The sequence below is a fragment of the Microcoleus sp. B4-D4 genome (assembly GCF_036705185.1).
GTDB lineage: Bacteria > Cyanobacteriota > Cyanobacteriia > Cyanobacteriales > Microcoleaceae > Microcoleus.
Genome location: NZ_JAUBTX010000032.1, coordinates 66849 through 79365 on the forward strand (window position 1 = coordinate 66849; position 12517 = coordinate 79365).

Annotated in this window: 13 protein-coding genes; 6 read left to right on the forward strand and 7 right to left on the reverse strand. The window is 45.5% G+C overall.

Annotated elements, in window-relative coordinates; all coding sequences use genetic code 11:
• Window positions 1-28 precede the first annotated feature (28 nt).
• Entirely contained in the window at window positions 29-1102 is a 1074-nt protein-coding gene (locus QUB13_RS21225) for a sucrase ferredoxin (protein ID WP_333384390.1), read from the forward strand.
• Here QUB13_RS21225 and QUB13_RS21230 read toward each other — a convergent pair whose 3' ends face one another.
• The 6 genes from QUB13_RS21230 to QUB13_RS21255 all read right to left on the reverse strand — a co-directional run bounded on the left by QUB13_RS21230 (window position 1103) and on the right by QUB13_RS21255 (window position 7788).
• Entirely contained in the window at window positions 1103-1537 is a 435-nt protein-coding gene (locus QUB13_RS21230; RefSeq protein WP_333384392.1) for a GNAT family N-acetyltransferase, read from the reverse strand.
• Between the two features lie 147 nt (window positions 1538-1684).
• Window positions 1685-3031 carry a TldD/PmbA family protein gene (locus tag QUB13_RS21235; RefSeq protein WP_333384395.1) on the reverse strand — a complete coding sequence of 449 codons (1347 nt, stop codon included), beginning with the start codon at window positions 3029-3031 and terminating at the stop codon, window positions 1685-1687.
• Window positions 3032-3126: 95 nt separating this feature from the next.
• Entirely contained in the window at window positions 3127-4614 is a 1488-nt protein-coding gene (locus QUB13_RS21240) for a TldD/PmbA family protein (protein WP_333384398.1), read from the reverse strand.
• Between the two features lie 169 nt (window positions 4615-4783).
• Complete coding sequence (locus tag QUB13_RS21245) at window positions 4784-6088, reverse strand: aspartate aminotransferase family protein (protein WP_333384401.1); 1305 nt, start codon at window positions 6086-6088, stop codon at window positions 4784-4786.
• 274 nt (window positions 6089-6362) lie between these two features.
• On the reverse strand, window positions 6363-7376 hold the full coding sequence (locus tag QUB13_RS21250) for an adenosine deaminase (protein WP_333384404.1): 1014 nt from the start codon (window positions 7374-7376) through the stop codon (window positions 6363-6365).
• 277 nt (window positions 7377-7653) lie between these two features.
• Entirely contained in the window at window positions 7654-7788 is a 135-nt protein-coding gene (locus QUB13_RS21255) for a hypothetical protein (protein ID WP_333384406.1), read from the reverse strand.
• A 41-nt stretch (window positions 7789-7829) separates the two neighbouring features.
• Between QUB13_RS21255 and QUB13_RS21260 the strand changes: the two genes are divergently transcribed.
• The 5 genes from QUB13_RS21260 to QUB13_RS21275 all read left to right on the forward strand — a co-directional run bounded on the left by QUB13_RS21260 (window position 7830) and on the right by QUB13_RS21275 (window position 12117).
• Window positions 7830-9170: an adenylosuccinate synthase gene (locus tag QUB13_RS21260; RefSeq protein ID WP_333384409.1), complete on the forward strand. Its 1341-nt coding sequence runs from the start codon at window positions 7830-7832 to the stop codon at window positions 9168-9170.
• A gap of 731 nt (window positions 9171-9901) precedes the next feature.
• Window positions 9902-10513 carry a 50S ribosomal protein L25/general stress protein Ctc gene (locus QUB13_RS21265; protein WP_333384412.1) on the forward strand — a complete coding sequence of 204 codons (612 nt, stop codon included), beginning with the start codon at window positions 9902-9904 and terminating at the stop codon, window positions 10511-10513.
• Window positions 10514-10644: 131 nt separating this feature from the next.
• Window positions 10645-11544, forward strand: a complete 900-nt coding sequence (locus QUB13_RS21270) for an RNA-guided endonuclease InsQ/TnpB family protein (RefSeq protein WP_442922190.1) — start codon at window positions 10645-10647, stop codon at window positions 11542-11544.
• Window positions 11545-11556: 12 nt separating this feature from the next.
• A complete protein-coding gene (locus QUB13_RS30535) occupies window positions 11557-11820 on the forward strand; it encodes a zinc ribbon domain-containing protein (protein ID WP_442922191.1) in 264 nt (87 codons plus the stop codon).
• 171 nt (window positions 11821-11991) lie between these two features.
• Window positions 11992-12117: a hypothetical protein gene (locus QUB13_RS21275; protein WP_333384415.1), complete on the forward strand. Its 126-nt coding sequence runs from the start codon at window positions 11992-11994 to the stop codon at window positions 12115-12117.
• A 32-nt stretch (window positions 12118-12149) separates the two neighbouring features.
• Here QUB13_RS21275 and QUB13_RS21280 read toward each other — a convergent pair whose 3' ends face one another.
• Window positions 12150-12470: a Uma2 family endonuclease gene (locus QUB13_RS21280; RefSeq protein WP_333384428.1), complete on the reverse strand. Its 321-nt coding sequence runs from the start codon at window positions 12468-12470 to the stop codon at window positions 12150-12152.
• Between the last annotated feature and the right edge of the window lie 47 nt (window positions 12471-12517).

The following is a 12517-nucleotide window of genomic DNA, read 5'->3' on the forward strand; positions in this document are numbered from 1 at the left end:
TAATTTATGAGACACAATGAGGTATAACATGACGAATAGTTTTTTTTGCGCCGATACTTCTAAATGCGTTGAAGAGGATATTATTGGTAGCGGTACTAATTACCAAACCTATGTATTAATTGAATGCTGTTTGCCTTGGGAATCAGAAGCTTTTAATTCTCAGCAAATTCCCCATAATCTCAGGGATTTGGTAAAGGAAGTAGAGCATTCACAGCAAAAAATTAGATTTTTGTTAATCAATAGTGAATCAACTAAATTTGCTGATAGGCGCAAAATTTTGATTTACGACAATCAAAGCCAAGATGTTTTTGGCGGTTACGAAAAACACGAATTTAATGTGAATAATATTAAAGAAGTGGCGGGAACAGTCAAAAGCTATTTAGCTGGAGAAGTCCCGGATTGCGAAGTTGAAAATAACCCAAGTAGAGATATTTTGGTTTGCACTCACGGGAGTCACGATAGATGTTGTGCCAGATACGGCAATCCTTTTTATGCCCAAGCAAAAGCTGTGGTTTCCGAGTTAGAATTGAGTGATGTTCGTATTTGGAAATCCAGTCATTTTGGCGGACACCGCATGGCACCGACTGCGATTGATTTGCCTGACGGCAGATATTACGGAAATCTCGATCGCACTTCGTTCAAATCTATTCTAACGCGAACTGGTGATATTGAATGTTTGAATAAGGTTTATCGGGGTTCGGGAGTTTTGCCGAACGAAATTCAGGTTTTGGAACGAGAGTTAATCATCCGCTACGGTTGGGATTGGTTCAGCTACAAAGTTGCGGGCCGCATTGTTGAAAAATATCCAGAAAATGATGGTTTTGTTGCTGAATTAACTTTTGAGAAAGCGGACGGTAGTTATAGTTATCGCGCTGATTTGGTGAAAGATGAAACTAAAACTGTTCGACTCAAAGGTTCTTGTGGTGCTCAAAAAGAGTCGGAATTTGTCAAATATTCGGTAGAAAATCTTCATTTTTACTCAACAAAGGAGGAGTTAAAGTTTGTAAGCTACCCCCTTTATCATTCGGCGATTGAAATCGCTTCTAGACAAACAAAGTCCCAGCAGAGGGGGAATGAAGAATCAGGTAGGATGTGTCGGTGATTAAATTTCTAACTGCATAAATATGTGGGGGATTCCCAGGTACTCAAAGGGATTTTCTTTTTCGGAAAATCCGAGTTTTTGGTAAAATTTAACGGCGTTAATGCGAGACATCAGTCTTACAGTTTTGAAATTATTTTGCTTGGCTTGTGCGAGCAATTTTTCCATGAGTTTAGTGCCAATTCCTTGATTTTGAAATTCAGGAAGTACGGCAATATAAGAGATGCTTCCCAATTCTGGGGATAATTCTCGAAGTCTGCCCGATGCGATAATTTGGCGATCGCACATTCCAATTAAATGCACAGCAGTATCTTCGCGATCGTCCCTTTCGCTGCCCTTTTCCATCCCTAGGGGCGATCGCAAAACCAACCACCGCTGGTAAAACATCTCTTCTAATTCTTGTGCGTTTTCAACCGGACGTATATCTATTTGAGGCATTTTTTGATTAAATTAAATTTATAAAAATACTATAGCTGTCCTTGCAGGGGTCATAATTTTTTTTACCCCCCCCCAACCCTCCCCTTGTTAAGGGGAGGGAGTAAGAAATTCACAAATGATTTAGGATTGCAATATATATTGTGCGAGTTACAAACTGTCAGTAATGCTGGTGAAATTAAAAGCTTTCACGCGCACTCCCGGTACGACAATACCGCCGTAACGTTTCACTTCGCTAACTGCATCCACATCCCGCAACATATCAGGTAAAACTTGATTGAAACGGAAATTTTTAATCGGGTAAGCAATCTTGCCGTTTTCAATCCAAAAAGTACCGTCGCGAGTCATGCCGGTTACTTCCGATGTTTTCGGATTCACGTAATTTACATACCAAGCTCGACTGACAAAAATTCCTCGTTCGGTTTGAGCAATTAAATCTGCTAAACTTTGATCGGAACCTGTCATCACCATCGGGTAATAACCACCTTTTGCTTCTTTGCCTTTTTGGGCGGCCCAATAGCGGGAATAAGATAAACTTTGAGGAACACCATTTTTGATGATTTCCAAATAGTTATTGCTCAATCCGTCGCCGAAAAAATTACCCGATCGCAACAAAGGATGACTTGGATCGCGCAGTACCTGCACTAACGGGCTGAAAAGTTGTTCTCCCGCGCGGTTTCCAGCGGGTTTTCCCGACTCATCGGCGATCGACATAAACGATCGCCCCTCATCCGCCGCCCGCGCATCCATAGCCCAAATTATCCACGGTAGCAAATCTGCAAACGCAGCGCCCTCAAAGATTACAGGATAAACACCAGGAGTAATTTCGCGGGGGTTGCGGGAGGCTTTCGCGCGCGAGACAACTTGTGCGGCTAATTCGGCGACTTGTAGTTCGTGGATGCCCCAAGCCGTGCTTTCCGTCCAGCTAGAACCGTCTCCAATGCGGGCTGTAAAGCCGAAATTCGCCTCTGTAGAGTGATTGCAGGCGCGGAGTCCGGTTGACGAGGCGATCGCGTACAGCGAAGCCTCAGCGCTCAATGTACCGGAAGCTTCCGCACCTTCGCCAGATGCGATCGCACAAGCCTGCTGTACCATTTTTGCCCGCTCTAGAGGCGATACAGCAGCCGTTGCTTCATCAAACGCCGCCGGGGGCAAATCGTAGGTTTGAGGGGGCAACAGCGGCATCCATTCGGGGTCTGCGGGGGCAATTCGGGCGAGTTCTTGCGATCGCTTGACGGTTTGGGCGATCGCATCTTCATCAAATTCGGTAACAGATGCAGAAGCGCTTTTGTTACCAAAATAGCTAGTAATGTTGAGGCTAAATACAGTTTTGCTGATATTTTGGCTGATTTGATTTTCCGAGAATCGGGAAAGAGATTCTTCGCCAGTAGAAAGACTGACAAATACTTCCTCTGCTTCCGATTGTTTGACTACCTTTTCTAATAAAGATAACGCTTGGTCTTCACTTAAAATTGCGGGCGATGTTGTTACGGTCATAAGCTAGAATGCTAGGAAAATTTGTTGGCTTTATTATTTATCTCAGAGCTCTCTCTCTGTGTTCTCTGCGCCCTCTGTGGTTAAATCATTCCGAATTAAGCCCTTCCCCCAATTTGAATATCTCTAACTCGCACCGGCACACAAGCATGAGTCATTTGAGCAACCTGTATCGGTTCACCTTTGCCGCACATATTAGTACCGCATTGAACCCGTTCGGAAGTCGGCCCGATTGCATCTACTTGATTCCAGAAATCCGTGCTCATTGAATGATAAGTTACATCCTTCAACATACCGACAACTTTACCTTTTTCCACCTTCCAAAACGCATCGCCGCCGAATTGAAAATTGCGCCGCTGTTGGTCGATGGAAAAACTGCCTGTACCGTCAATTAAAATCCCATCTTCCGTATCAGCAATCATCTGATCCAAAGTAGCAGTATGACTGCCGCCATCCGGGCCCGGTTCCAGTCCCAAATTAGGAATTCTCACCATCGGTACGCTAGACCAACTGTCAGCGCAGGCAGAACCGTTGCTGCTTGCGCGTCCGAGGCGATAAGCTGTTTCTCTGTCAGTGAGATAATCGACTAAAATTCCATCCTTGACAACGTACCAATCTTGCGATTTTACGCCCTCATCGTCGTAACCCATTGTACCGCGACCGTGGGGTTGAGTGCGATCGCACTTGAAGTTTACCCAAGGTGCAGCGTATTGCAGCTTATTTAACTTATCGGTAGTAGCAAAACTCGTGCCAGCAAAATTAGATTCGTAGCCGTAAACCCGGTCTAATTCTGTTGGATGTCCGACGGATTCGTGGATTGTCAGAAACAAATTTGTCGGCTTGAGAATCAGGGATTTGCAAATTCCGGCAGGGACTTTGGGAGCGCCAACTTTCTCAATTGCTTCGGCAGCTACTCGTTCGACGTGACTCAACAAATCGTCTGGATTAATATGTTCGTAGCCGATGTTTAGCGGCGGGCGTTCGTAACTGCGACGTTGGGCATCGCCGCCCGCAATTGCCGTACAGCCAAAACCCGGATAGCTGCGGTAGATTGTTTGTTCGATTAGCGAGCCTTCTGTGGATGCAAAAACCTTGTCTTCGCGGTTGAATGTCAAAAAAGAATAAGCTTTTTTGATGCCTTGTGATTCGTGTGCTAGCAGGCGTTCGTTGATGGTTAATAAAAGTTCGGCTTTGTCAGCAACGGGGACAGAAAATGGGTCAATTGCGATCGCACTAATGTAAGTATCGACATATTTTTCGACAGGTACTAAGCGCACCGGTTCCTTTTGAGTCAAGCGGCTGCCTTTAGCGATTTCTACAGCCAAAGCGACGATTCTGGCAACTTCTGCGGGTGTTTTGTTGTGACTGGCGGCAAAGCCCCAAGCGCCGTCTAGCAGCACTCGCACGCCAAAACCGGAACTTACATTATCGGAGATATTGCTTAAAGATCGATCGCGCGCATACAAACCTTGCCTCCGGTAACTGCAAAAGCGCACGTCACCGTATTCGCACCCACTTTTCCGAATTAACTCTACAGCTAAATTTGCCAACTCGCTAGTAGAGATTTTTGCAGTTAACAGTACCATAGTTATTCGTCGTTCGTCGTTCGTTATGAATGATTATAGCGCTGTTTAAGGATTTGAACGAACCGCGAAGACGCAAAGAGCGCGAAGGAAGACAAGAGAGAGAGATTTTCCCGATCTTCTTCTCTCTCTCTTCCTTCGTGTCCTTAGCGCCTTCGCGGTTTATTAAATCTCACTCCAATCCCTGCAAAACCGCAGTTAAGATTTCCAAAATGCGATCGATATGTTCCTGCTCAATAATCAACGGAGGCGACAAAGCAATAATATCACCAGTAGTCCGAATCAACAACCCTTTTTCAAAGCACTGCAAGAAACAATCAAAAGCCCGTTTCCCCGGCTTCCCAGGAATAGATTCCAACTCAATCCCCGCCACAAGTCCGAGATTCCGCACATCAATGACGTGGCGCACGCCCTTCAAAGAATGAACCGCATTTTCCCAATAATCAGCCAACTTATCAGCCCGTTCAAACAGCCTTTCTTCCTCATAAATATCCAGCGTCGCCAAAGCAGCAGCGCAGGCTAGGGGATGGCCAGAATAAGTATAACCGTGAAAAAGCTCGATCGCATTTTCAGGAGCATTCATAAAAGTATCATAAATTCCCTCCTTCACAAACACCGCCCCCATCGGCACAGTACCGTTAGTTATCCCCTTCGCCACCGCCACAATATCGGGAATCACCCCAAAATATTCAGTAGCAAAACTCGAACCCAAACGCCCGAAACCCGTAATTACCTCATCAAAAATCAGCAGAATTCCGTACTTGTCACAAATCTCCCGCAGCCGCTGCAAATAACCTTGCGGCGGAATCAAAACCCCCGTAGAACCAGCCACCGGTTCGACAATTACCGCCGCAATATTAGACGCATCATGCAAAGCCACAATCCGTTCCAATTCATCCGCCAAATGCGCGCCCCATTTCGGTTGTTTGCGACTGAAAGCATTGTGTTCTAAATTATGAGTGTGAGGTAAATGATCCACTCCTGTCAGCAAACTGCCAAAATATTTACGATTAGGGCCAATACCGCCGACAGAAATTCCCCCAAAACCAACCCCGTGATAACCGCGTTCCCTACCAATCAATCTTTGACGAGTTCCTTCACCTTTCGCCCGGTGATAAGCAATCGCAATTTTCAAAGCCGTGTCTACAGACTCGGAACCCGAATTAGTGAAGAAAACGCGATCGAAATTGCCCGGAATCATCTTCACCAAACGTTCCGCTAATTCAAAAGCGCCGGGGTGTCCCATCTGAAAAGGTGGGGCATAATCTAGAGTCGATACTTGCTTGTGAATTGCCTCAACAATTTTCGGGCGACAGTGCCCTGCATTCACGCACCAAAGCCCCGCAATCCCGTCGAGAATTGAGCGGTTATCATCGGTGGTAAAGTGCATATCTTTTGCAGAAACCAAGATGCGCGGATTAGCTTTAAACTGTCTGTTAGCCGTGAAAGGCATCCAATAAGCGTCCATATTTGTCATATTTTTTTATCCTTTTATGTTGATACTTTTGTGTCCAAACTATAACTTGTTACCGATTGGCGATCGCCCGACACTTATTATAAGTTTACAAATATCTCTTTTAAACGAACCGCGAAGACGCAAAGAGCGCGAAGGAAGAGAAGAAAGAGCTTTTCTTATTTCCAAATAGAGTCTTTACCTGAAAACATCTACCTATCTCCCTCTTTCTCTTCCTTCATGTCCTACCCTTCGTGTCCTTTGCGCCTTCGCGGTTCGTTAAATTTTACTCCACCGACTAATGTTGCAACAAACCAGTCAGCATTTTTACAGGCCGCCCGTCGTAGGGCCACGCGAAAGCATGGCGAAAAGCAGCATCTTGACAGGCTTGTAACTGCCGAAAATCAATGATATCCCGAGTCAACAAATTCTCATACTCAAAAGGCAGCCGCACGTTGTGCAATCCCGCGTTGTCGGTACAAATAGCAATATCGACACCGGCTTCAAAACATCGATCGAACACTACCTTCAATTCCCCCATATCCTCCAATGTCCCGGTTTTGAGATAGGTAGTCGGGCAAACCTCCAAGCATTGACCCCTGCGCGCGACTTCTGGCAGTAGTTCGGGATATTTTAGCGGAATTTGAATCCCGTGGCCAATACGCATCAAATAGGGCAAAAGTTCGGGATAACAGCCAGAGGTGGTTTCGTAAAGATGGCCGGTAGTCTTAATCCCGATCGACCTTGCGTACTCATACAATCCCACAAACTCCTCCAAACGATCGCCAATAGCCGCATCGCCGCCCGCAAGATCGATCGCACAAACATATTCTCCCATCTCGGCCGCCAAATCGACGATCGCCCGATTCACTTCATAGGGTAAACGCGAGTGCATACACAAAATTTGGCTAGTCACAATCGGACAATCGCCAATTTGACTGGCCTTACCCACAACCCGTACAATTTCTGCCATCAAATCAATGCGTTTTGACTGTTCCAAATGCTCTGGAGTCCGCAAATAAGGCGTATAGCGCAACTCCAAATAAGCCAGATTTTCAAATACGTAAGCGCCGCGCATCAACCGATAGATAAAATAAGGCAAAGTTTCCACAGTTTGCACGCTTTCTACCAGTGTGTGCAGTTCCAAATACTCATCGAGAGTATTGCGCGGACGAGTGTAAAAATCCTCAAACTCCGAATATTGTTGAAATCTCTCAACCATTGCGGCGTTATGGCGATCGAAATACCGCCACAGAATCCGAGGAACCACAGAACCGCCTAAATGTCGGTGCAACTCAGCGTGTAAAGTCATGGGATTTTAGATTTTAGATTTTGGATTTTGGATTGAATAATTGGGGAATAAATTACTCGACAATCAACAAGATTGCATTCATCTGCGTTTATCTCCGTACCCTTCGGGAAGTCGAAGCACATCTGCAGTTTCCCTCTCAATCAAAGATTTATGAATCTTATCTAATTACTTGGATCTTCCCTATAGTTGTATCTATTTAGAAAAGTAATCTCCTCTTAATCTTAATTCCTGCAAGCAGGTAAGCGGCTCCACATTTAAGCTGCATATTTGCAATGGACTATTCCCATTCTCCCCCTCTCCCATTCTCCCCCTCTCCCCCGATCGTGCTGGAAGTGGGTTGAAAGCGCCATAGAGCCTCAACTTTCTCAATTGTAACAAAAATATATTTGACATCCGCGACACATTCGTACATAATCGGAGTTTGTGTCAACCTGAACTGAACGCGAGAAACCCTTGGCTAACGTAGTTGTGATCGGCGCCCAGTGGGGCGATGAAGGAAAAGGCAAAATTACCGATTTGCTCAGCAAATCCGCAGATATCGTTGTACGGTACCAAGGGGGCGTCAACGCCGGTCACACCGTGGTAGTCAACGGTCAGACTTTCAAGCTGCACTTAATTCCGTCTGGGATTCTCTACCCCGAGACAAAGTGTATCATCGGCTGCGGCACGGTAATCGACCCTAAAGTTTTAATTGCAGAGTTAGATCAGCTAGAAAAACTGAATATTTCTACTGCCTCCCTGATGATTTCAGAGACTGCTCACATCACCATGCCCTATCACCGATTAATTGATGTGGCATCGGAACAGCAGCGGGGAAATTATAAAATCGGGACAACAGGACGCGGCATTGGCCCTACTTACGCCGACAAGTCGGAACGCACAGGCATTCGGATGCTCGACTTGATGGACTTGGAAGGCTTCCGAGAACAACTGGAATGGACGATTCATCATAAAAATGTCATTCTGGAAAAACTTTACAATTTGCCGCCTCTCAATCCGCAAGATGTTTTTGATGAATATCAAGTTTATGCAGAACGTTTGCGGCCGCACGTAGTAGACAGTTCCCTGAAGATTTATGAGGGACTTCACACGCGGAAAAATATTCTGTTTGAAGGCGCGCAAGGCACTTTATTAGACTTAGACCACGGCACTTATCCTTATGTTACTTCCAGCAATCCCATCGCAGGCGGCGCTTGTGTGGGAACGGGAGTTGGGCCCACAGCGATCGATCGCGTCATTGGCGTAGCAAAAGCCTACACAACCCGCGTCGGAGAAGGCCCCTTCCCTACCGAAATGGTCGATGGGATAGGCGCAGTTTTAGGCGAAAGAGGTGCAGAATTCGGCACCACAACCGGCCGGAAACGTCGCTGCGGCTGGTTCGACGCAGTAATCGGCCGCTACGCAGTCCGCATCAACGGCCTTGACTGTCTGGCAATTACCAAACTCGATGTTTTGGATGAATTAGAAGAAATAAAAGTTTGTGTTGCTTACGAAATTAACGGCGAACGCTGTATAGATTTCCCGAAAAGTTCCCGGATATTTGCTCAGTGCAAGCCCATTTACGAAACCCTTCCCGGTTGGAAACAGTCTACGGAAGATTGCCGCAAGTTGGAAGATTTGCCGTCACAAGCATTGGATTATCTCAAGTTTTTGGCCGACTTAATGGAAGTACCGATCGCAATTGTATCTCTCGGAGCCAGCCGCGACCAAACTATCATTGTCGAAGACCCGATTCATGGGCCCAAGCGCGCTTTGCTGTCTGCTGACGGCCATCCCGCAGCCAAAGCATTTTAGATTGCCGATTTGGGATTTTAGATAGGCTAAAGAGCGATCGGATAGCCGGAGATTGGGAGAATCATCGGTATCAACTTAATCTCAAGTATAGTATCAGTCTGCTCTGTGACTATTAGGCCCGCATATCCCCCCTAGCCCCCCTTAAGAAGGGGGGAGCCGGAGTCCTCAAACTCAACCCCTACTCCCCTTTTTGAGGGGGATTTAGGGAAAAAGAGGCTCAGTTACAAACAACAGATACAAAGGTTTTTAGGCGATTTTTGACGGGAATATCTGTGTTTTGCATTTGATGTGCTCGCACTCTAATAAAAAAATGCGGCCTTGCAAAACACCAGATGCTCTGATTGTTGACACGCCTTGGCGAAGAATTGCCGAATCACCAATGATATCGTTTCCGGTAGCATCGGAATGATTTAACCGGTGCTAGGGCGCAGAGAACACAGAGGAAAACAAGAGAGAGATGAATACAGAACTATGAAGCGCGGATTTGATCTGACTCGATTTTATAATTCCGATGCTACCGGATTTGATATGACTAGCCTTCGGCTTGCTTCGGCTGCGCCAGCTCACAAGCCGCTCTTCGGCTAAAATGACTAATGCCCAATCATTAATGACCAATGACTAATGACTAATCACTAATCACTAATCACTAATTATCAGGGAATTTAATTAAGTTCGATCGCGCTTTGCACAAATTTGATAAAATGTAAAAACAATCAACAGAAAGTAATAAAATGAAACTCGCAGTAGAATGTCAAAAGCGCGCAGAAGGCAGCAAACCTAACGCCCTCCGCCGCTCAGGATTGATTCCCGCCGTACTCTACGGACACAAAGGCTCTGAATCCATAGCCCTTACCATCCCAGCCAAAACAGTTGAAAGCCTGCTCAAAAAGCACGTAGTCAACAACGCCCTAATTGACCTCAGTATTCCCGACCTCTCTTGGAGCGGAAAAACCTTGCTCCGAGAAGTTCAAGTTCATCCTTGGAAGGGCTATCCTTACCACCTGAGCTTTTTCTCCGTCGCGAGTCAAGACAGCCTGGAAGTTGAAGTGTCGCTGAGTTTTGTCGGCGAATCTGTCGGTGTCAAGTTAGAAGGTGGCATCTTGGATACGGTGCTGACACAACTAGCAGTTAAGTGCAAACCTGACAGCATTCCTGAATCAATAGAAGTAGATATTTCTAATTTAAAAGTAGGGGATGCGCTGCACATTGAGGAATTAGTTTTGCCTGCGGGAGTGGTAGCTCTCGGCGAACCAACTCAGGTGGTTGTTAGCGTGCTGGGAATTCAAGCAGGTTCTGAAGCCGAAGACGTAGAAGAAGAAGAAGCAGCCGCGGCAGGAGCTTGATTAGTAATTACCAAAAAATTGGGTCTAAAGCCCCGTCCTTATAGGACGGCTTTAATTACCAGAAGTGTGGATACTTGTTAAGTATACAGGCTTATGTGTAAAAGTTTTAGCAAAAGTGATAAACTATTCTAATGATAGTTTTAGAGTTTAAGTTGAAGGGCAAAGCGGAGCAATATCGAATCATCGACGACATGATTCGGACGGCTCAATTTGTCCGAAACAAGGCTCTTAGACATTGGGTAGACAATCAGGGAGTCAAGTTAGTAGACCTGTACAAACAATGCGCCATCATGGCGAAAGAATTTGAATGGGCAGGCAAGCTTAACTCAATGGCGCGTCAAGCTTCGGCTGAACGTGCCATTTTTGCTATTCAACGTTTCTTCTCAAATTGCCAGGCTAAAAAGCCAGGGAAAAAAGGATATCCACAATTCAAACAGCACAGTCGTTCTGTAGAATACAAGACATCAGGATGGAAGCTTTCTACTGACAAAAGATGCCTGACTTTCACCGATGGTTTTGCCGCTGGAACCTTTAGATTGCTCGGCAGTAGAGATTTGCATTTCTCGGCGCCCGATGAGATTAAGCGAATCAGGGTGGTTCGTCGTGCTGACGGCTATTATGCCCAATTCTGCATCAACGTTGAACGAAAAGAGGAACCCGTTTCTACTGGCAAAATTATCGGCATAGATGTTGGATTAAACCACTTCTATACTGACAGCGACGGTGAAACAGTTGCCAATCCTCGGTATCTCCGCAAAAGCGAAAAAGCTCTGAAGAGATTGCAGAAGCGAGTTTCTCGGAAAAAGCAAGACTCCAAAAGCCGGAAAAAGGCAATCAACAAGTTAGGAAGAAAGCACCTAAAGGTGAGTCGGCAGCGTAAAGACTTCGCCATTAAGACGGCATTGTGTGTAGTGAAATCTAACGATTTTGTAGCCTACGAAGACCTTCAAGTGCGTAACATGGTTAAAAACCATAAACTTGCTAAATCAATTAGTGATGCCGCGTGGTCACAGTTTGCCGAATGGTTATAGTATTTTGGAAAAGTGTACAGCAAAACAGTTATCGCTGTTCCACCACAATACACATCTCAGAAATGCTCAAACTGTGGTAATCTTGTTAAGAAAACTTTATCAACCCGAACGCATATTTGCGGTTGCGGAACGATATTAGATCGCGATCACAATGCCGCGTTAAACATTCTAGCTAAAGGCTTAAAAGCTCATACAGGAATCGATTTAAATACGGTGTGGCACACCGGAATTTACGCTGGGAAACTGATCTCTACTCGCTGGTGGCGACATCAATGAGCAAATCAACTGGATGATCCAAGAATCCTCGCGTCTGATAGCCGGGGAGTGTCAATAATAGTTGTTAACTAATTGTTGACAAAAAGGCGATCGCACGACTTGGGAAAATGGCGATCGTTTTTTGCTAAAAAGACTCTTCTCCTTTGGGTGCGATCGCACGGCTAATGTCAAATGATTGTTGATAATTGGTATTATATTGTGTCCGGTCAATTGACAGCAATGTTATTATTACGATCGCCTACCGGACACGATATTACTGCGAATTATGCCGATCGCACTTTCTCAACTGGGCATTGAATCTGCCCTCGCACCCATTGACGAAAATCAATCTATGCGGCAACTTCATCAATGAAAGCCACTTCTAGAAACCGGAATAAATCCGTTTTTTCAATGATGCCAAAAGTCGGAGATCGATCGCACTCGACATAGGCCCCATCAACTAATTGCAGAATTCGCCATACCCGCCCGTTAAACCGCCAAAACTCAGGCACTCCCATACTTGCATAGAGTGTATTTTTATTGATATCGGTATTAGTAATATCCACTTCCACGACTAAATCGGGCGCTGGATCGACATTTAAATTAACCGGGCGATCGGCAACTAAGGCATAATTCTGGATGTAATAGCTGGTAAAAGTATAGTCATTTATTGCATGACATGGGAGGCGTTAAGTCCCTCCCCCTTCCCTTTCACTTT